Source organism: Streptomyces sp. Ru71, assembly GCF_002920535.1.
Taxonomy (GTDB): domain Bacteria; phylum Actinomycetota; class Actinomycetes; order Streptomycetales; family Streptomycetaceae; genus Streptomyces.
Map to the genome: position 1 here is coordinate 19,661 of NZ_PQSS01000038.1, position 18,686 is coordinate 38,346.

19 protein-coding genes are annotated in these 18,686 nt (G+C 73.6%); 9 read left to right on the top strand and 10 right to left on the bottom strand.

Annotated features, from left to right (window positions below; all coding sequences use genetic code 11):
- The first annotated feature begins 299 nt into the window (after positions 1 to 299).
- Positions 300 to 719 (top strand): DUF6924 domain-containing protein, encoded by a 420-nt coding sequence (locus C3489_RS22045; protein ID WP_103783753.1) that lies wholly within the window; start codon positions 300 to 302, stop codon positions 717 to 719.
- On the opposite strand, the gene C3489_RS22050 is transcribed toward C3489_RS22045, so the two are convergent.
- Entirely contained in the window at positions 687 to 1,550 is an 864-nt protein-coding gene (locus C3489_RS22050; protein ID WP_103783754.1) for a helix-turn-helix transcriptional regulator, read from the bottom strand. The two genes, C3489_RS22045 and C3489_RS22050, sit on opposite strands and share 33 nt — an antisense overlap.
- A gap of 149 nt (positions 1,551 to 1,699) precedes the next feature.
- On the opposite strand from C3489_RS22050, the gene C3489_RS22055 reads away from it, so the two are divergent.
- Positions 1,700 to 2,461 carry an SDR family oxidoreductase gene (locus C3489_RS22055; protein ID WP_103783755.1) on the top strand — a complete coding sequence of 254 codons (762 nt, stop codon included), beginning with the start codon at positions 1,700 to 1,702 and terminating at the stop codon, positions 2,459 to 2,461.
- Between the two features lie 9 nt (positions 2,462 to 2,470).
- Here the strand turns inward: C3489_RS22055 and C3489_RS22060 are convergent, their stop codons facing one another.
- Positions 2,471 to 2,893: a hypothetical protein gene (locus C3489_RS22060; protein ID WP_103783756.1), complete on the bottom strand. Its 423-nt coding sequence runs from the start codon at positions 2,891 to 2,893 to the stop codon at positions 2,471 to 2,473.
- 33 nt (positions 2,894 to 2,926) lie between these two features.
- On the bottom strand, positions 2,927 to 4,333 hold the full coding sequence (locus tag C3489_RS22065; RefSeq protein ID WP_258054896.1) for a cytosine permease: 1,407 nt from the start codon (positions 4,331 to 4,333) through the stop codon (positions 2,927 to 2,929).
- A gap of 120 nt (positions 4,334 to 4,453) precedes the next feature.
- Here C3489_RS22065 and C3489_RS22070 point away from each other — a divergent pair, with 120 nt between their 5' ends.
- The gene (locus tag C3489_RS22070) at positions 4,454 to 5,296 is read left to right on the top strand and encodes a MurR/RpiR family transcriptional regulator (RefSeq protein ID WP_103783757.1); all 843 of its coding nucleotides are present in this window, start codon (positions 4,454 to 4,456) and stop codon (positions 5,294 to 5,296) included.
- Between the two features lie 83 nt (positions 5,297 to 5,379).
- Positions 5,380 to 5,964: a hypothetical protein gene (locus C3489_RS22075; RefSeq protein ID WP_103783758.1), complete on the top strand. Its 585-nt coding sequence runs from the start codon at positions 5,380 to 5,382 to the stop codon at positions 5,962 to 5,964.
- A gap of 6 nt (positions 5,965 to 5,970) precedes the next feature.
- Here C3489_RS22075 and C3489_RS22080 read toward each other — a convergent pair whose 3' ends face one another.
- From C3489_RS22080 to C3489_RS22100, 5 genes are all read right to left on the bottom strand, one after another.
- On the bottom strand, positions 5,971 to 6,345 hold the full coding sequence (locus tag C3489_RS22080; protein ID WP_103783759.1) for a hypothetical protein: 375 nt from the start codon (positions 6,343 to 6,345) through the stop codon (positions 5,971 to 5,973).
- A 15-nt stretch (positions 6,346 to 6,360) separates the two neighbouring features.
- Positions 6,361 to 6,834 carry a roadblock/LC7 domain-containing protein gene (locus C3489_RS22085; protein ID WP_103783760.1) on the bottom strand — a complete coding sequence of 158 codons (474 nt, stop codon included), beginning with the start codon at positions 6,832 to 6,834 and terminating at the stop codon, positions 6,361 to 6,363.
- A gap of 58 nt (positions 6,835 to 6,892) precedes the next feature.
- Positions 6,893 to 7,717, bottom strand: coding sequence for a hypothetical protein (locus C3489_RS22090; protein ID WP_103783761.1), 825 nt, complete (start codon positions 7,715 to 7,717; stop codon positions 6,893 to 6,895).
- The gene (locus C3489_RS22095; protein ID WP_103783762.1) at positions 7,714 to 8,118 is read right to left on the bottom strand and encodes a hypothetical protein; all 405 of its coding nucleotides are present in this window, start codon (positions 8,116 to 8,118) and stop codon (positions 7,714 to 7,716) included. Before C3489_RS22095 ends, C3489_RS22090 begins: the two co-directional genes overlap by 4 nt.
- Before the next feature lie 167 nt (positions 8,119 to 8,285).
- Positions 8,286 to 9,716, bottom strand: coding sequence for a diaminopimelate decarboxylase (locus tag C3489_RS22100; protein ID WP_103783763.1), 1,431 nt, complete (start codon positions 9,714 to 9,716; stop codon positions 8,286 to 8,288).
- 106 nt (positions 9,717 to 9,822) lie between these two features.
- Between C3489_RS22100 and hutU the strand changes: the two genes are divergently transcribed.
- Genes hutU through hutI form a run of 4 tightly spaced genes read left to right on the top strand, consistent with a single transcriptional unit; the run spans position 9,823 to position 15,228 of the window.
- Positions 9,823 to 11,487: a urocanate hydratase gene (gene hutU / locus C3489_RS22105; protein WP_103783764.1), complete on the top strand. Its 1,665-nt coding sequence runs from the start codon at positions 9,823 to 9,825 to the stop codon at positions 11,485 to 11,487.
- Positions 11,484 to 12,701, top strand: coding sequence for an allantoate amidohydrolase (locus tag C3489_RS22110; protein ID WP_103783765.1), 1,218 nt, complete (start codon positions 11,484 to 11,486; stop codon positions 12,699 to 12,701). Before hutU ends, C3489_RS22110 begins: the two co-directional genes overlap by 4 nt.
- Entirely contained in the window at positions 12,698 to 14,035 is a 1,338-nt protein-coding gene (locus tag C3489_RS22115; RefSeq protein WP_103783766.1) for a formimidoylglutamate deiminase, read from the top strand. Before C3489_RS22110 ends, C3489_RS22115 begins: the two co-directional genes overlap by 4 nt.
- Before the next feature lie 20 nt (positions 14,036 to 14,055).
- Positions 14,056 to 15,228, top strand: a complete 1,173-nt coding sequence (hutI, locus tag C3489_RS22120) for an imidazolonepropionase (RefSeq protein WP_103783767.1) — start codon at positions 14,056 to 14,058, stop codon at positions 15,226 to 15,228.
- Between the two features lie 25 nt (positions 15,229 to 15,253).
- Here the strand turns inward: hutI and C3489_RS22125 are convergent, their stop codons facing one another.
- Entirely contained in the window at positions 15,254 to 16,795 is a 1,542-nt protein-coding gene (locus tag C3489_RS22125; RefSeq protein WP_103783768.1) for an RICIN domain-containing protein, read from the bottom strand.
- A 185-nt stretch (positions 16,796 to 16,980) separates the two neighbouring features.
- The gene (locus C3489_RS22130) at positions 16,981 to 17,850 is read right to left on the bottom strand and encodes an RNA polymerase sigma factor SigF (protein WP_181139783.1); all 870 of its coding nucleotides are present in this window, start codon (positions 17,848 to 17,850) and stop codon (positions 16,981 to 16,983) included.
- Between the two features lie 249 nt (positions 17,851 to 18,099).
- Between C3489_RS22130 and C3489_RS22135 the strand changes: the two genes are divergently transcribed.
- Positions 18,100 to 18,546 carry an STAS domain-containing protein gene (locus tag C3489_RS22135; protein WP_103783770.1) on the top strand — a complete coding sequence of 149 codons (447 nt, stop codon included), beginning with the start codon at positions 18,100 to 18,102 and terminating at the stop codon, positions 18,544 to 18,546.
- The last annotated feature ends 140 nt before the right edge of the window (positions 18,547 to 18,686 follow it).

Consider the following 18,686-nt stretch of genomic DNA (forward strand, 5'->3'; position numbering starts at 1 on the left):
CTTAACACGCGTCCGGCACAGTTGTCGTTGTCGGCAGGCGGGTGGGAGCGGCTCCCCACCCGAAGCCGGCGCCGAACGGCGTCACGGACCTCCGGAGCGGCTCCCGGACCTCCAAGGACGCCACGGACGCGTGGCCCGGCCTGACCCGGCCCGTGTCCCTCGCGGGGACCGCCGTCGTCCCGCCCCCCGGCAACGGGGGTGCGGCGGTCCCCGCGCATTACTTTTCCGGAACTGATCCGGGACTCTTCCGTGTTCTTCCACGGCCGTCGCTGTCGGTGCCGGGTGAGAGGATCACCCGCATGGCCCTTCCTCAGCCCGACGACCTCGCCACGCTCGTCCTGCGCACCGACTTCAGCGACGACGCCGCCTGGAACGCGCTGTGCGCGCGGCTCGACTCCGCCGACGAGTCCGCCACCCGTGTCAGCGACCCCCGCTTCGACGGGGCGAGCATCGAGGCACTGCTCGACGAGGAGAACGCGGCGGCCGAGGACGAGCGGATCTGCGAGGTCTTCCTGGCCGACGCCACCACCCTGACCGACCCCGAACTCCCGCTGCTCGCCGTCGACCTCCACGACGAGCCGGGCCGCACCTTCCGGGTGCCGGTGCGCTGGTACGCGGACATCGCGGCCAACCTGTCCATCGCCAACATGGACTTCGCCGACTACGCGGACGCGGCCGACGCCTCGTCAGGCACGTTCCGGGGCTTCGGCGACGGCTGACGTCCAACTGCCCAGCAGCGCCAGCCGTTCCGCCGTCTCCGAGCCGGGCTCGGGGGTGTAGACGACGATGGTCTGCTCCGGGTCCGCGGGCACGGACAGCGTCTCGTAGGGCAGCGTCAGCAGGCCCGCCACCGGGTGCCGGAGCGTCTTCACGCCGTACGCGCACTCCCGGACCTCGTGGTCGGCCCACAGCCGGCGGAAGTCCTCGCTCTTGAGGGAGAGTTCGCCGACCAGCGCGCACAGCGCGGGGTCGTCGGCGTGCAGACCGGCGCTCAGCCGCAGATGGGCCACGGTCTGCGCGGCGACCGCGTGCCACTCCGGGAACAGCTCCCGGCCGGCCGGGTCGAGGAAGACCTGGCGCGGGACGCAGCGCTCCTCGGGCGCCATACGGCTGAAGCCGTTCAGGGCGTCGCCCAGGGCGTTCCAGGCCAGCACCTCCATCCGCTGGTTCAGGACGAAGGCGGGGCTGCGCTCCATGCCGTCCAGCAGCAGCTGCACACCGCGGCGCACACGCGGCGCGGCCGGGCGGGCGGCGGTGCGCTTCGCGCGCGGGCGGGCCACCGACCGCAGGTAGTCGCGTTCGGTCTCGTCCAGCCGCAGCACCCGGGCGACGGCGTCCAGCACGGCGTCGGAGACGCTGGTGCCACGCCCCTGTTCGAGCCGGATGTAGTAGTCGACGCTCACCCCGGCGAGCTGCGCCACCTCCTCGCGGCGCAGGCCCGGCACCCGGCGGCGGCCGTGGGCGGGCAGCCCCACCTCCTCCGGGCGGATGCGGGCGCGGCGCGAGCGCAGGAAGTCCCCGATGCCGGACGTGGTCCAGTCCCCGTTCATGGTGTCGATCCTAGGCACGCGCGCCCGAGCGGAACCTGGTACTGGCAGACCCAGGAAAAGCGTCGCCCTGGGTACGGCGGGCGCGCGCCGCGAGAGTGATCACGTGCCGCCGGGGAGACACCCCGGCCACGGATCACGAGGAGCGCAGCATGTCGTACGAGAACCTCTCCGGCCGTACCGCCGTCGTCACCGGGGCCGCCAGCGGGATCGGGCAGGCCGTGGCAGCGCTGCTGGCCGCCCAGGGCGCGCGGGTGGCGCTGCTGGCCCGGCGCGGGGACCGGCTGGAGGCGGTCGTGGAGAAGATCCGCGCCGACGGGGGCGAGGCCCTCGCCGTCGTCGCCGACGTCACCGACGAGGAGTCCGTGGCGCGCGCCGCCGAGGCCGTGCGCACCGCCTACGGCCGGGTGGACCTGGTCGTGAACAACGCCGGCGTCATGCTGCCGCGGCCGGTGGAGGAGGGCCGGATCGACGAGTGGCAGCGGATGCTCGACACCAACGTCACCGGGGTGCTGCGGGTGGTCCGCGCCTTCACCGGCGACCTGGTCGGCGCGGCGGGCGAGGGCGCCACCGCGGACCTGGTGAACATCTCCTCCATCGGCGCGCACATCCCGTTCCCGAACTACGCCGTCTACGGCGCCACCAAGGCCGCCGTCACCTATCTCTCGCAGTCCCTGCGCACCGAGTTCGGGCCGCGGGACGTGCGGGTGACGAACATCGAGCCGGGGCTGACGGAGACCGAGCTGAAGACGCACGTGGGCGACGGAGAGCTGGCCACTCAGCTGGACGGGATGTTCGAGGCGATCGGGAGCCTGGCGGCCGAGGAGGTCGCCGACGTCGTGGCCTACGTCGCCAGCCGCCCCCGGCACGTCAATCTGCGGCAGATCGTGGTGCTGCCGACCCGGCAGGCCTGAGCGGTCCGCTCACTCCTGCCGGCCGGAGTCCCGCTCGGCCCCGCGGCGGCCGAACAGGACGGCGCCCGAGCGGGCCGCCTGGACCACGTTGACGCCGACGATGCCCGTCCAGGCGACGATCAGGCCGGGCAGATGCGCCTGGACGGCCGCGATCGCGGACAGCGGGACGGCGAGCACCAGCGTCACGATGCCGAAGCCGAACCGCTCGGGCCAGGAGTCCGACGGCCCGGGGGAGCGGGCGCCGCGGGCCGCCGCCATCTGCTGCTCGGCGAGCTGCCGGCGCACCCGGCGGTCCACGGCCGCGTCGACGCGCTGGTCGACCTTCTCCAGGAAGGAGTCGACCAGCGCCGACTCGTACTCCTCACCCAGCTCCCGGCGGGCGCGCAGGGTGGCGTCGAGGTCCTTCTTCAGGTCCGTGTCGTGGGCGTCCATCACCGTCTCCCGTCGCCTGGTCCGACGACCACGCTAGGGAGTGCGGGCACCGGCCGCACTGGGGACAACCCCCGTCTTGGTGCTCGGGTCCGCCGGGCGCCGGGAGACCAGCAGGAACAGCACGGCCGGTACGACCAGGCCGACGATCCAGGAGATGTCGGCGCCGCCGAGCGGCTCGACCAGCGGGCCGGTGTAGAAGCCGGTGGCCAGGAACGGCAGCTGCGCCAGCAGTCCCGCCGCGTACACCGCGAGCGTGCCCCCGCGCCAGGCGCCGTAGCGGCCGTGCGGGTCGAACAGGGCCGGGATGTCGTAGCGCTCGCGGGAGACCAGGTAGTAGTCGGCGAGGTTGATCGCCGACCACGGGGTGAAGAAGGTCAGCAGGAACAGCAGGAAGTCCTTGAAGGAGGCCAGGAAGCTGTCCTTGCCGGCCAGCGCCACCGCCGTGCCCGCCAGCATGATCAGCGCGATGTAGGCGGCCCGGCCGCGCCGCGACAGCACCGCCTTGCCGCTGAAGCCGCTGACGCTGGTCACCATCGACATGAAGCCGCCGTAGGTGTTGAGCACGTTGATGGTGAGCTTGCCGAGCGCGATGACGAAGTAGAAGAAGGACGCCACCAGGCCGGTGCCGCCGAGGCCGACGACATAGCCGACCTGGCCGTCCAGGAACGTCTCGCCCGCCGTCGCCGCGACCAGCACCCCGAACGTCATCGACCACTGGCTGCCGAGCGCCGAGCCGGACAGCGTCCACCAGAAGGTGGCCTTCGTGGAGGTGGTGCGCGGCAGGTAGCGCGAGTAGTCCGCCACGTACGGGCCGAACGCCAGCTGCCAGGACGCCGACAGGGACATGGCCAGCAGGAACATCGGCAGCGAGAAGTGGGCGTCGTGCAGCAGGGCGCTCACGTCGGCGCGGTCCAGCAGGCGGATGCCGAGGTAGACGAAGGCGAGCGCGCAGATGGTGCTCGCGATGCGGCCGAGGGTGTGGATGACCCGGTAGCCGACGGTCGCCATCACCGCCGTGACCAGGGCGAAGACGATGATGCCGGTGGTGTCGTCGGTGTGCGTCAGCTCGCCCACCGCCTGCCCGGCGAGCACGCTGCCGGAGGCGAAGAAGCCGACGTACATCACGATCACCAGCAGCAGCGGGACCACCGCGCCGCGCACCCCGAACTGGGCCCGCGACTGGATCATCTGCGGCAGGCCCAGCTTCGGGCCCTGCGCGGAGTGCAGCGCCATCACCGCGCCGCCGAGCAGGTTGCCGAGCAGCAGGCCCACGACCGACCAGACGACGTCCCCGCCGAAGACGACGGCGAGCGCGCCGGTGACGACGGCGGTGATCTGCAGGTTGGCGCCGAGCCAGAGCGTGAACTGGCTGAAGGCGGTGCCGTGCCGTTCCTCGTCCGGTACGACGTCGATGGAGCGCAGTTCGACGAGTTGAGCCATGCGTACTCCCCGGTCGGGCTGTATAACCGTATGCAGGGTTCACGTAGACTGAATAAATTGTCAATGCCTCGGCGCTGTACTCTCCCGGGGCGGCGAGGACAACCGGAGGGGGAGTACGTCATGAGCGCGACCGACAGCCCGGCGAGCCGGCTGCAGGCCCTCTTCGAGGGGCACCGGCTCACACCGACCCAGCGGCGCATCGCGCACAGCATGGTCCGCCGGGCCGCCGACGTGCCCTTCCTGTCCAGCGTCGAGCTGGCCGAACTGGCCGGGGTCAGCCAGCCGTCGGTGACCCGCTTCGCCGTCGCCCTCGGCTTCGACGGCTACCCGGCGCTGCGCCGGCACCTGCGCGAGGTCGTGCCCGCCGAACCCGCCGCGAGCTCCGCCTCGTACAACGAGTACCAGCAGGCCGTCGAGGCCGAGATCGAGAACCTGCGGCACCTGGCGGACCTGCTCGCCGACCCGCGCCCGGTGCGGAAGGCCGGCCGCATCCTCGCCGCCTCCCGGCCGCTGCCGGTGCTGGGGCTGCGCGCGGCCGCCTCCCAGGCGTACGGCTTCGCCTACTTCGCCGCCAAGGTCCACCCGGACGTCCGGCTGCTCAACGAGGGCGGCACGATGATCCACGACCGGGTGGACGCCGCCGTGCACGCCGGGGCCACCGCCCTGCTGTGCTTCGCGCTGCCCCGCCATCCGCGCGAGGTCGTGGAGACCCTGGAGTACGCCAAGGAGGCCGGGCTGACCGTGGTCACCGTCGCCGACTCCGCCTTCGCGCCGGTCGCCAAGGTCTCCGACCTGCTGCTGCCCGCCGCCGTCGGCACCGGGCTCGCCTTCGACACCGCCTGTGCGCCGATGCTGCTCGGGCGGGTGCTGCTGGAGGCGATGGCCGACGAACTGCCGGACGCGCAGGCCCGCTTGGAGGACTTCGACACCAAGGCCGCGGCACGCGGGCTGTTCGTGGAGTGACCCCGGCGGGTTCTCAGATTCGTCTCAGGTTCCGCCGCTAGCGTGTGCCCAGGCTTGCTGGATACGTGACACGGGAGGCTGACGTGGCGCGCGGAGGACAGGGGCTGGCCCGGGTGGCCGTCGTCGTACGGGCCGGGGCGGCACCGCTGTGGTGGCTCGGGGTGATCGCGGCCGGGACCGGGGCCGTACCGGAGGGACTGACCGGGCGCCGGATCGGCGTCCTCGCCGGGGCCGCGCTGTTCCTCGTCGCCGCGGCCGTGGTGGCCCTGGTCCGGCGCGGGCGGTACGCCGCCCTCGCCCGCGGCGTTGCCCGCGCGGGCAAGTACGACGTCCTGCAGGACCGGGCGGTGACCGTACGCGCCTGGCGCCGGGGCCACCGCTGGTGGCTGCTGCTCGCCTTCGCCGCCGCCCTCGGCTCCGCGTTCGCCGTGCCGGTGGCAGGCGGGCTGCTGCTCGCCGGGCTGGGCACCGGGCTGTGGCTGAAGGCCGCCTGGCTGGGACGGCGGGAGCGGGCCCAGGACGCGCTGCTGTGGGTGCGGGTCGACTGGCTCGACCGGCACGGCGGGCGCCCCGCGGGCAAGGCGGTCGGGGGCTGGCGCGGCACGGGCGTCGCGGCGGGCGACGCGGCCCCGGGCGGGAGCCGCCGCCGCCCCGCGGCGCTCGTCTAGCCGGCCTCAGACCTCCAGGTCCTGCTCGATCTTCTTCAGCTGGTGGCGGGCCATCGCCAGGTTGGCCCGCTTGGCGTCCAGGACCAGGTAGAGGAAGAGTCCGTTGCCGCTGCGGCCGCTGAGCAGGCGGATCAGGTGGTACTGGTCGGTGAGCGTGATCAGGATGTCCTCGATCTCCGCCTTGAGGCCGAGCATCTCCATGGTGCGCATCTTGGCGCGGATCACGTCGGTGTTGCCGGCGGCGGCGACGTTGAGGTCGAAGGTCTTGCTGCCGCCCATCGTGCCCAGGGCCATGCCGCTGGTGTAGTCGACGAGTGCGACGCCGGTCGCGCCCTCGATGGAGGCGAGGCATTCCTTCAGCGCGGTCTCGGTGTTGGCCATGACGGTGATTACCTCTCAGTTTTCGGTGGTGGTGCGCGCGGTGACGGCCCGGGTGGGCAGCGGGCGCGTGGAGTGTCGAGGTGGGGTGGCGGGCCGGGCGGGCGCCTGCGCCAGCGCCTCGTGGGCGTCGACCAGCTCGCCGATCCGGGCGCCGGCGCGGCGTCCCTCCAGGTGCAGCCGGCCGACGTTGACGCGGTCCTCGGTGAGCAGGGTCAGCACGGCGTGACGGCCCGCCGCGTAGGTCGCGACATAGCCGCGCTCGCCGCGGATCAGCAGTTCGCGCAGCTCGCCCCGGCCGGTCGCCTCGGTCATGCCGATCGCGACCGCCAGCGTGGTGGCGGTGAGCGCGGACAGGCCGTCGGGTTCGACGCCGGGCGCGTCGTGGGCGAGGACCAGGCCGTCGCGCCCGGCCGCGACCGCGCCGGTCAGCTGGGGGAGGCGGGCACGCAGCCGGTGGAGCTCGGCGAGGATCTCGGGCTCGGCCGCCATCGGGGGTCTCCTCTCGGTGTCGGAATCGGTGCGGGGCTCGGCACGGGGGCGTGGCCGGTCAAAGGGCCTCCAGCGCATCCCTGACCCTCTTCAGCAAGGCGATGTGGGGATCGAAGTCGTCGGGCACGGCCTCCGGCAGGGCGGCCGGGGCCGGGGCCGGTGGCGGGAGCGGGGGCGGCGTGGTGAGCAGGCCGGCCGCGACCAGGCGCCGCACCTCCACCAGCGTCGGGAAGGCCCGCCGCCCCAGCGCCAGCGCGATGTCCGGCGCCGTGCGCACCCCGTCGACCAGGGCCAGTACGGCCGCCTGGCGGGCGGTGACCGAGGGCGCGGCGACCGGGTCGGTGCGCACCAGCGGCGCGCTGTCGGGGAGCGGATCGGGCCACAGCCGGTGCAGCAGCGCCCGGCGGCGCAGCACCTCCCGCTCCACGACGGCGACCGGTAACCCCGGCAGCGCGTCGCCGGGGCGCGGCGCGGCCCCGTAGTGGAACCGGCCCGGGCTGCTGCTGGGGGCCAGGGTGAAGTAGGCGGCGTCGTAGAGGGTCTGCAGATGGCAGATCTCGGCGCCGGCCGCGGTCAGGTGCCCGGCGTCCACCAGCAGCCGCGCGGTGCCGGCCGGGTCGCCCGCCGCACCGGCCGCCGCCCACCACTGCTCGGCGCTCAGCGCACCGCGGGCCGTGAGCAGCGCGCCCATACCGGGGGCGCGGGGGCTCTCGGCGTGCAGCACCAGGCCGTCGGCGAGGTGCAGGGTGCCGCCCTCGCGGACCAGGACACCGGTGGCGTGCTCGGCGGCGAGCCGGGTCAGCATCGGGGACAGGCCGCCCGCCGGCTCGTGTGCCGCTTTCTTCCGCAACGGCAGCGGGGGAGGGGCTTCGACCACGGTCATCCCAGCACCAGCCGCCCGGCCATCTCGCCCAGCCGGATGCGGGCCAGGGCGAGATTGCCGTCGGCGCGGGCCAGCCACAGGTGCAGCACCGCGCCGCTGTCGAACGGCGCCGGGACGAACCGCAGCAGGTGATAGCCGTCCCGGTTGCTGACGATCACGTCCTCGACCGGTGGGTCCGCGTCGTCCGGCCCGCCGCCGGAGGTGTCCGCCGCGGCGAAGGCGGGCTGCTCGGCGGCCAGCCGGGCCAGCTCGGCCACCTCCGCTGCGGCGGCCTCCGGGTCGCCGCCGGGGAACTCCCCGACGACACCCAGCGCCAGACCGCTGGTCCAGTCGACCAGGGCCGCACCGCGTGCGCCGGGCAGCCGCATGGCCTCCAGCAGGCACTCGTCGATTCCGGGCACCGTCGCTCCCCTCCACCTGGGGTCCGGGCGAGTGACGACGACACTACGCACCGTACGGAGAGCCCGTGAGCGTTCTGGCATTTTCCAGCGGAACATGCCGAGCGCGGACTAGTGTGGGTCAACTGAGCGCATGTTCGGCTCCGTTGACCCGTGCGGGGGAGGCCCGCTCAGCCGCGCCCGGGTGCGCGCAGGGTGGTGAGCGCGTCGGCGTGCGCCCCGCCGGACTCGGCGACGATCTCGGCGACCGTCTGCGGCTCCCGTACGACCGCGAAGGCCACGCCCCCGTCCGCGTCCGGCGCGAAGCCGTGGATGCCGGGCCGCGCCAGGGAGTTGTAGGCGTAGTGGTGCGCGAAGTAGTACGCGCCGGTGTCCAGCGCCGCCGCGTAGTCGCCCTGCTCCAGCAGCGGCAGCGCCTGCTCCCGGGCCAGCAGGTCCCCCGCGAAGCACGCCGGCCCCGCCACGTCCTGCACGACGGCCGGCCCCTCCTTGGGCCGCCCCTTCGCGTCGTACGCGGCGATCCTCAGCGGCCAGGCGCCCGGCGCGTACACGGTGCGCGTGGCCACCTGCACGCCCGCGTGCGTCACCGCCACCGGCCGCCCGCCCGCGCTCTTGGCGTACTCCACCCGCGCCACCACCGTGCCGTGCTTGGCCAGCAGCGACCTGCCGAACTCGGTGACCAGCCCGTAGCGCCCGTCGAACAGCCCCGGCACCGTGTCCCGCAGCAGTCGCGCGTACTCGGCGTACGTCGGCGCCGTCGCGTCGGAGGCGAAGTTCACCGGCAGCCCGCCGCCGATGTCCAGGGTGTCGACCTGCCGCCGCCCGGCCCGCTCGTTGATCTCCTCCGCGAGCCCGTAGCTCTCGGCCACGCCCTGCGCCATCAGCGACAGCGGGATGCCCTGCGACCCGGTGTGCGTGTGCAGCCGGGTCAGCCACGGCCGCTCCAGATACGCCCGCACCACCCACTCCCGGGCCCCCTCGTCGCGCAGCGCCACCCCGAACTTGGAGGTGGCGGTCGCGGTGGAGAGGGCCTCGATGGAGCCGCCGCCGACCTGCGGGTTGACCCGGATGCCGAGCGGTGAGCCGCTGGTGGAGCCCCTCATCAGCGCGTCCAGGCGCTCCAGCTCCTGCGGGTTGTCCGCGTTCACCGCGATGCCCAGGGCCAGCGCCTCCCGCAGCTCGGCCGGGGTCTTGGCCGGCGAGTCCAGCACCGTGGCCGTGGCGGGCACCCCGGCCGCGCGCGCCAGCGCCAGCTCGCCCGGGCTCGCCACCTCCGCGCCGACGCCCTCCTCCCACAGCAGCCGCACCACCGGCACCAGCGGGGTCGCCTTCACCGCGAAGGCGTGCAGCACCGGGGTGCCCGCCGGGACGACCGCCTCGAACGCCGCCCGCAGCGCCGCCGCCGAGCGGCGGATGCCGGTGACGTCGAGCAGTGCGACCAGCGGTGCGTCCGGGCCCAGCAGCCCCTGTTCCACCGCGGCCCGCACCGCCTCGTCCCGCCGGGCCGCGCGCTCCCGGGCCTCGGTGTCCTCGTCGTACCGCACGTGTCTTCCCCTCCTGTCGCCTGTGGGTCGCTCCCTGCCGTGCCTGCGTGCCTGCATCCAGCCAAACACCCGCGGCGCGCGGACGCGGCGGCTCCGAGGTGTTGACTAGTTCTATTCAGAAAGCCAGGATGTGAATATCCGTAGTAACCGCAGGAGGCAGACGATGTCGGGACCCCGCCCCGTACGAGCACCGCGTGGCACCGAGCTGAGCGCGCAGGGCTGGCAGCAGGAGGCCGCCCTGCGGATGCTGCAGAACAACCTCGACCCCGAGGTCGCCGAGCACCCCGACAAGCTCGTCGTCTACGGCGGTACCGGCAAGGCCGCCCGCGACTGGCGCTCCTTCGACGCCATGGTCCGCACCCTGCAGGGCCTCAAGGCCGACGAGACCATGCTGGTCCAGTCCGGCCGCCCGGTCGGCGTCATGCAGACCCACGAGTGGGCGCCGCGCGTCCTCATCGCCAACTCCAACCTGGTCGGCGACTGGGCCAACTGGGAGGAGTTCCGCCGCCTGGAGCAGCTCGGCCTGACCATGTACGGCCAGATGACCGCCGGCTCCTGGATCTACATCGGCACCCAGGGCATCCTCCAGGGCACCTACGAGACCTTCGCCGCCGTCGCCGCGAAGAAGTTCGGCGGCACCCTGGCCGGCACCATCACCCTCACCGCCGGCCTCGGCGGCATGGGCGGCGCCCAGCCCCTCGCCGTGACCATGAACGACGGCGTCGCCATCTGCATCGACTGCGACCCGCGCGCCATCGACCGCCGCATCGAGCACCGCTACCTCGACGTGAAGGCCGACTCCCTCGACCACGCCCTCCAGCTCGCCACCGAGGCCCGCGACCAGCGCAGGCCGCTGTCCATCGGCGTCCTCGGCAACGCCGCCGAGCTGGTCCCGCAGCTGCTCGCCATGGGCGCCCCCATCGACATCGTCACCGACCAGACCTCCGCCCACGACCCGCTGTCCTACCTGCCCGTCGGCATCGCCTTCGAGGACATGGCCGACGCCGCCGCCAAGGACCCGGCCGGCTTCACCACCCGCGCCCGCGAGTCCATGGCGAAGCACGTCGAGGCGATGGTCGGCTTCCTGGACGCCGGCGCCGAGGTCTTCGACTACGGCAACTCCATCCGCGGCGAGGCCCAGCTGGCCGGCTACGACCGCGCCTTCGCCTTCCCCGGCTTCGTCCCCGCCTACATCCGCCCGCTGTTCTGCGAGGGCAAGGGCCCGTTCCGGTGGGCCGCCCTGTCCGGCGACCCCGCCGACATCGCCAAGACCGACAAGGCGATCCTCGACCTGTTCCCGCAGAACGAGTCCCTGGCCCGCTGGATCAAGATGGCCGGCGAGCGCGTCCACTTCCAGGGCCTGCCCGCCCGCATCTGCTGGCTCGGCTACGGCGAGCGCGACAAGGCCGGCGAGCGCTTCAACGACATGGTCGCCTCCGGTGAGCTGGCCGCGCCGATCGTCATCGGCCGCGACCACCTCGACTGCGGCTCCGTCGCCTCCCCCTACCGGGAGACCGAGGCCATGCTCGACGGCTCCGACGCCATCGCCGACTGGCCGCTGCTCAACGCCATGGTCAACGTGGCCTCCGGCGCCTCCTGGGTCTCCCTGCACCACGGCGGCGGCGTCGGCATGGGCCGCTCCATCCACGCCGGCCAGGTCACCGTCGCCGACGGCACGCCGCTGGCCGGCGAGAAGATCCGCCGCGTGCTGACCAACGACCCCGGCATGGGCGTCATCCGGCACGTCGACGCCGGCTACGACATCGCCGAGAACGTCGCCGAGCAGCGCGGGGTGCGGGTGCCGATGCGTGAGGGTGACGGGGCGTGAGCTTCCACAGCATGTGGGCGGAGTTGCTGCCGATCGGCCGCGACTCCGCCTCCGGCGGCTACCGCCGCTACGCCTGGACCGGCGCCGACGCCGACTGCCGGGCCTGGTTCCGGCAGCAGGCCGAGGACCGGGGGCTGACCTACGAGGTCGACCGCAACGGCAACCAGTGGGCCTGGCTCGGCGACCCCACCGCAGGGGACGCCGTCGTCACCGGCTCCCACCTGGACTCCGTGCCCGACGGCGGCGCCTTCGACGGCCCCCTCGGCGTGGTGTCCTCCTTCGCCGCCCTGGACGAACTGCGCGACAGGGGAGCGCAGTTCACCAAGCCGCTCGCCCTCGTGAACTTCGGCGACGAGGAGGGCGCCCGCTTCGGGCTCGCCTGCGTCGGCTCCCGGCTCACCGCCGGACAGCTCACCCGCGAGCAGGCCCACCGCCTCACCGACGGCGACGGCGTCACCCTCGCCCGCGCCATGGAGAACGCCGGTTACGACCCCGACGCCATCGGCGCGGACCCCGAGCGGCTCGCCCGCATCGGCGCCTTCGTCGAACTGCACGTCGAGCAGGGCCGCGCCCTCGACCTCAGCGGCGACGCCGTCGGCGTGGCCAGCGCCATCTGGCCGCACGGCCGCTGGCGCTTCGACTTCCGCGGCGAGGCCAACCACGCCGGCACCACCCGGCTCGTGGACCGCCGCGACCCGATGCTGCCCTACGCCGAGACCGTCCTCGCCGCCCGCCGCGAGGCCGAACTCGCCGGGGCCGTCGCCACCTTCGGCAAGATCGCCGTCGAGCCCAACGGCGTCAACGCCATCCCCTCCCTGGTGCGCGGCTGGCTCGACTCCCGCGCCCCCGGCCAGGACACCCTCGACACCGTCCTCGCCGGTATCGAGAAGGCGGCCCGGGAGTACGCCGAGGCCCACGGCGTCGACCTGGACGTGGTCCGGGAGTCCTTCACGCCCGTCGTCGAGTTCGACCACGCCCTGCGCGACGAACTCGCCCGCATCCTCGGCCACCACGGCGAACTCACCGTGCCCGTCCTCGGCACCGGCGCCGGACACGACGCCGGAATCCTGTCCGGGAGCATCCCGACCGCCATGCTGTTCGTGCGCAACCCCACGGGCGTCTCGCACTCCCCGGCCGAGTCCGCCGCCGAGGACGACTGCGTGGCCGGAGTGCACGCCCTCGCCGACGTACTGGAAGGACTGGCCTGCCGGTGAGCAACGGGACGTACTGGCTGGAACACGCCTGGCTCGGCACGCACGTCGAGCCGGGCGTCGCCCTCGACATCGCGGGCGGCCGCATCACCGCCGTCCGCACCGGCGTCACCACCCCGCCGCCCGGCGCCGAGGTGCTGCGCGGGCTGACCCTGCCCGGGCTGGCCAACGCCCACTCGCACGCCTTCCACCGGGCCCTGCGCGGCACCGTGCAGGTCGGCTCCGGCACCTTCTGGACCTGGCGCGAGGTGATGTACTCCGTCGCCGACCGGCTCACGCCCGACAGCTACCACGCCCTCGCCCGCGCGGTGTACGCGGAGATGGCCCTGGCCGGTATCACCGCCGTGGGCGAGTTCCACTACGTCCACCACGCCCCCGGCGGCACCCCCTACGCCGACCCCAACGCGATGGGCGAGGCGCTGATCGCGGCCGCCGCCGAGGCCGGCATCCGCATCACCCTCCTCGACACCTGCTACCTGTCCGCCGGCTTCGGCACCGCGCCCAACGCCCACCAGCTCCGCTTCTCCGACGGCACCGCCGAGGCCTGGGCCGAACGCTGTTCACTTCTCAAGGAACACGATCACGCACGGATCGGAGCGGCCGTCCACTCGGTGCGGGCCGTGCCCGCCGAGCAGCTGGCCACCGTCGCCGCCTGGGCCGAACAGCGGCGGGCCCCGCTGCATGTGCACCTGTCCGAGCAGACCGCCGAGAACGACGCCTGCCGTGAGGCGCACGGCCGCACCCCCACCCGGCTCCTCGCCGACCACGGCGTGCTCGGCCCGCGCACCACCGGTGTGCACAACACCCACCTCACCGACGAGGACATCGCGCTGCTCGGCGGCTCGGGCACCGGCACCTGCATGTGCCCCACGACCGAGCGCGACCTGGCCGACGGCATCGGCCCCGCCGTCGCCCTGCAGCGGGCCGGCTCCCCGCTGTCCCTCGGCTCCGACAGCCACGCCGTCATCGACCTGCTCGAAGAGGCCCGCGCGATGGAGCTGAACGAGCGGCTGCGCTCGCGCACCCGCGGCCACTGGACGGCCGCCGCCCTGCTGCGCGCCGCCACCGCCGACGGCCACGCCGCCCTCGGCTGGGACGACGCGGGCAGCCTCGCCCCCGGCGCCCTCGCCGACTTCACGACGATCGCGCTGGACTCGGTCAGAACAGCGGGACCGCTGCCCCGGCTCGGCGCCGAGACCGCCGTATTCGCCGCGACGGCAGCGGACGTACGGCACACGGTCGTGGGCGGCCGGCACGTCGTACGCGACGGACAGCACCGGCTCGTACCGGACGTGCCGCAGGCACTGGCCGCTGCCGTCCAAGCCCTCCGCGCCTGACGACCCCCCACGAGGACACCATGAGCAGCACCGTCATCACCAACATCGCCGCACTGGTCACCAACGACCCCTCCCTCGGTGACAACTCCCCCCTCGGCCTGATCCAGGACGCGGCCGTCGTCATCGAAGGCGACCGCGTCGCGTGGACCGGTGAGTCAAGGAAAGCACCCGCCACTGACAACCGGGTCGACGCCGGCGGCCGGGCGGTGCTCCCCGGCTTCGTCGACTCCCACTCCCACCTGGTCTTCGCGGGCGACCGCACCCAGGAGTTCAACGCCCGCATGTCCGGCCGCTCCTACAGCGCCGGCGGCATCCGCACCACGGTGGCGGCCACCCGCGCCGCGAGCGACGAGGAACTGGAGGCCAACCTCACCCGGTACCTCGCCGAGGCCCTGCGCCAGGGCACGACCACGTTCGAGACCAAGTCCGGCTACGGCCTCACCGTCGAGGACGAGTCCCGCGCCCTGCGCCTCGCGGCCCGCCACACCGACGAGGTGACCTACCTCGGCGCGCACATCGTCTCCCCCGACTACGCCGACGACCCGGCCGCCTACGTCGACCTGGTCACCGGAGCGATGCTGGACGCCTGCGCGCCGCACGCCCGCTGGATCGACGTGTTCTGCGAGAAGGGCGCCTTCGACGGCGACCAGGCCCGCGCGATCCTCACCGCCGGCAAGGCCAGGGGCCTGCTGCCGCGCATCCACGCCAACCAGCTCTCCTACGGCCCCGGCGTCCAGCTCGCCGTCGAACTCGACGCGGCCAGCGCCGACCACTGCACCCACCTCACGGACGCCGACGTCGACGCGCTCGCGAGCGGCCGTACGGTCGCCACGCTGCTGCCCGGCGCCGAGTTCTCCACGCGCGCCGAGTGGCCGAACGCCCGCCGGCTGCTCGACGCCGGTGTCACCGTCGCCCTGTCCACGGACTGCAACCCGGGCTCGTCCTTCACCTCCTCGGTGCCGTTCTGCATCGCGCTCGCCGTGCGGGACATGGGCATGACCCCCGACGAGGCGGTGTGGTCCGCCACGGCGGGCGGCGCCGCCGCCCTGCGCCGCGAGGACATCGGCCGCCTCACCCCCGGCGCCTACGCCGACCTGACCGTCCTCGACGCCCCGAGCCACGTCCACCTGGCCTACCGCCCGGGCGTCCCGCTGGTCGCGGAGGTCTGGCGCAGGGGAGCACGGGTGGTCTGAGCGCGGTCCCGGCCCGGGGAGCGCCTCAGCGGTCCCCGGCCCGCCACCGCTGCCGGGCGCTGCCGTCCAGCGGTTCCAGGGACAGGCCGTCGCCCCACCCCGGGGTGACGGCCCGGTCCAGATCGATCACCGGGCGGATCGCCCCGTCGCCGTCCACCACGAAGCGCAGGTTGTCCCCGTTGCGCCCGTACAGCGAGCGGCACTCCCAGATGCCGACCCCGCGGTCCACGTCGCCGCGGCTGTCCAGGCAGTACTCCGGGTCGGCGTACGACTGCAGGGCGTGGCGGTCGGCGTCGTAGCGCCAGCGCTGGGTGGGGGAGTCGGTGCAGGGCGCGGTGACGACGTCGGTGCCCTCGGAGAAGTAGCCGTCGCGCACGTCCAGGCACAGTCCGGAGGCGGCGTTCACCACCTGCGCGTACGTGCCGCCCGGCGGCCGCGGGGCGGGGGGCCTCGGGTTGGGCGTGGGCCGCGGGGCCGGCGTGTGCGTGCGTGACGGGGTCGGGGACGGCGACGGGGAGGCCGTCCGGGACGGGGACGGTGAGGCGGATGTGGGGGAGGGGGACGGTGAGACCGAGACCGTCGCCGTGGCCGTCACCGTCACCTGCGGGGCGGGCGTCGGCGTGGTGACCGCGCTCGCCCGGCCCGGATCGGGCTGGTCGGCGGGTGTGAGCAGCAGCACGAGCAGCGGCACCAGGGCCACACCGAGCGCGACCGACGTCAGGGCGGCCCTGTGGGCGGGCCGCCGGGCCGGCTCCTCGGTGTGCGGGAGAGCCAGGGCGGCGGCGGGCTCCTCGGGCCGTACGTACGCCGTGCCGCCCCAGGGCAGCAGCCCCTCGGCCAGCGCGGGGCCGGGGGCGTCCCGCAGGGCGGTCAGCTCCTCGCGCGCGGCCGTGCAGGAGGCGCAGTGGGCCAGGTGGACCTGCAGGTCGGCGCTGTCGCGGGGGCCGTCGGGCCGTACCGACTCCTCGATGAGACGGCGGAAGTCGCCGCAGGCGGGGTCGGGGGAGGCGCCGAGGCGGTGCCGCAAAGACGCCTGGGCCAGGGCCTTCAGCGCCGGGCCGGTGCCATGGACGACGTCCGCGGGCCCGAGGCCCAGCAGCGCGGCGGTGCGCTCCACCGGCTCCCGCTCGACGATGCCGTACCAGATCAGGCCCTGCGCGCGCGGCGGCAGGGAGCGGAAGGCGTGCAGCATCGGCGGGACGGGGCCCTGCGGGCCGGTGCTGCTCAGGACGAGCAGGTATCCGGCGTCCAGGCCGCCCGCCCGCTCGTCCGTGGACCAGGAACCGGCGAGCGAGGCGGTGAGCAGCAGCAGATGGTGCCGCCAGGGCACGGCGGGCTCGATGCCGCGCGCGGTCTCGCGTGCCGCGTGCGTGAACACCTCGGCGGCGAGCTGCCGGGCGGCGGCGTCGCCGGCCGTGCACGAGCGCGCGTAGGCCAGGACGCGGTGCTGGTGGCGCAGGCGCAGTTCGCGCAGCGCCGGGTACGCGGTCGCCGTTCCCGTGCGCAGCAGCTCCGTCAGACGCGCGTCGGACGCGTCCGCGTACTCATCCGCCTCGGCCCGGGCCAACCCCGCCTCCTCGCGCACGCTCTCGTGATCTACCGACCGGTAGTGGTGGGTGACCGTAGTGCATGAACGAGGCGCTGGGGACCCGAGGAAGCGAAGTTTCCTCGGGTAACCCCGTGAAGGAACCCCGAAGACCGGGGAGGAACCCCGGAGACACCGGGGAGGCCCCCCGGAATCCCGGGGAGGCGTCACTCCTCGACCGTGAGCCCCTTGCGCAGCCGTCCCAGCGTCCGCGACAGCAGCCGTGAGACATGCATCTGCGAGATGCCGAGTTCCTCGCCGATCTCCGACTGGGTCATGCCGGCGACGAAGCGCAGGGAGAGGATCTGCCGGTCCCGGGGCGGGAGTTCGGCGATCAGCGGCTTCAACGACTCGACGTACTCGATGCCTTCGAGCCCGTGGTCCTCGTATCCGATGCGGTCCGCGAGCGCGCCCTCGGCGTCGTCCTCCTCCGGCTGGGCGTCCAGCGAGGAGGCGGTGTACGCGTTGGACGCGGCCATGCCCTCGACGACCTCTTCGTTGCTCAGGCCGAGGCGCTCGGCCAGTTCCGCGACCGTGGGGGCGCGGTCCAGCTTCTGGGCCAGCTCGTCGCCGGCCTTGGCCAGGTCCAGCCGCAGCTCCTGGAGCCGGCGCGGCACGCGCACGGACCACGAGGTGTCGCGGAAGAAACGCTTGATCTCGCCGATGATGGTTGGCATCGCGAACGTGGGGAACTCCACGCCTCGGGCGAGTTCGAAGCGGTCGATCGCCTTGATCAGGCCGATGGTGCCGACCTGGATGATGTCCTCCATGGGCTCACTGCGGGAGCGGAAGCGGGAGGCGGCGAACTTGACGAGCGCGAGGTTGAGCTCGACGAGGGTGTTGCGCACGTACGAGTATTCGTGCGTGCCTTCTTCGAGGGACTCCAGCCGCTCGAACAGGGTCTTGGACAGGGCCCGTGCGTCGACGGCGCCCACCTCGTCGTAAGGGGGGATGTCCGGGAGTCCGGCAAAGATGTCGTCCGGAGGGGGTGTCGACGTCGCCGTCCGGGTATGCGAGGCGTCGAGCCGGGGTGACATGTGGTCCTCCATCGTTCTCGGCATAAGGCTGCCGAAGCCAGTGAGTGCACTGCGGTGTGCGGCGCCTCCAAAGCCGGCCGTGTCGGTTACGTGTTCCTACTAGCCCTACCCGCTTCTGCAAGACGATCGCAAGTGCGTTTCGTTCGGGTATGTCCGTTTGTGTGCAGTTGTTCGGGTGTCGGGTCCCGTGGAGAAGGCGTAGTGTTCGAGGGCGTCAGTCAGCAGCCACGACCTCGGGAGTAACACGGCATGGACCGCGGGACGGTCGGCAGCGCACAGTCGGGCCGGCTACTGGTGGAGGTGCGGGAAGAGGGCTCCAGTGCCGTCGTCACAGCGGCGGGTGAACTGGACCACCACACCGCCGAACTGCTGCGTGAGCCCCTTGAGGACTGCCTCGACAAGGGCTTCAGCAGGCTGGTCGTCGACTGCTCGCGACTGGATTTCTGTGACTCGACGGGGCTGAACGTGCTGCTCGGCGCCCGCCTGAGGGCGGAGGCGGCCGGAGGCGGGGTGCATCTGGCGGGGATGCAGCCCGTGGTGGCGCGTGTGTTTGAGATCACAGGGGCGGAGGCGGTCTTCACCGTGCATGACACGGTCGAGGACGCGCTGGCCGGCGAGGTGCCCGGGAGCGGCCCCGGTGAATCCGGCGAGCCCGGGGAGTCGGGCGGGTCCCAGGACCCCGGCGACGCCCGCTGACCGGGCCCGCCGTGCGGTGTCCGTGCAACCGGCAGCCCTCCCGCGTGCGTCTGCTGTACGGCGACGCGGATGCGTGTACGTCACATCCGCCGCGCCGAACCGGGGGGTGTTCCGTCCGCCGGCTCGGGCAGGAGACATCC

Coding starts and splice junctions, on each gene's coding strand:
- C3489_RS22045 (WP_103783753.1), top strand. CDS start 300: ATGGCCCTTCCTCAGCCCGACGACCTCGCCACGCTCGTCCTGCGCACC.
- C3489_RS22050 (WP_103783754.1), bottom strand. CDS start 1,550: ATGAACGGGGACTGGACCACGTCCGGCATCGGGGACTTCCTGCGCTCG.
- C3489_RS22055 (WP_103783755.1), top strand. CDS start 1,700: ATGTCGTACGAGAACCTCTCCGGCCGTACCGCCGTCGTCACCGGGGCC.
- C3489_RS22060 (WP_103783756.1), bottom strand. CDS start 2,893: ATGGACGCCCACGACACGGACCTGAAGAAGGACCTCGACGCCACCCTG.
- C3489_RS22065 (WP_258054896.1), bottom strand. CDS start 4,333: ATGGCTCAACTCGTCGAACTGCGCTCCATCGACGTCGTACCGGACGAG.
- C3489_RS22070 (WP_103783757.1), top strand. CDS start 4,454: ATGAGCGCGACCGACAGCCCGGCGAGCCGGCTGCAGGCCCTCTTCGAG.
- C3489_RS22080 (WP_103783759.1), bottom strand. CDS start 6,345: ATGGCCAACACCGAGACCGCGCTGAAGGAATGCCTCGCCTCCATCGAG.
- C3489_RS22085 (WP_103783760.1), bottom strand. CDS start 6,834: ATGGCGGCCGAGCCCGAGATCCTCGCCGAGCTCCACCGGCTGCGTGCC.
- C3489_RS22090 (WP_103783761.1), bottom strand. CDS start 7,717: ATGACCGTGGTCGAAGCCCCTCCCCCGCTGCCGTTGCGGAAGAAAGCG.
- C3489_RS22100 (WP_103783763.1), bottom strand. CDS start 9,716: ATGCAGGCACGCAGGCACGGCAGGGAGCGACCCACAGGCGACAGGAGG.
- hutU (WP_103783764.1), top strand. CDS start 9,823: ATGTCGGGACCCCGCCCCGTACGAGCACCGCGTGGCACCGAGCTGAGC.
- hutI (WP_103783767.1), top strand. CDS start 14,056: ATGAGCAGCACCGTCATCACCAACATCGCCGCACTGGTCACCAACGAC.
- C3489_RS22130 (WP_181139783.1), bottom strand. CDS start 17,850: ATGTCACCCCGGCTCGACGCCTCGCATACCCGGACGGCGACGTCGACA.
- C3489_RS22135 (WP_103783770.1), top strand. CDS start 18,100: ATGGACCGCGGGACGGTCGGCAGCGCACAGTCGGGCCGGCTACTGGTG.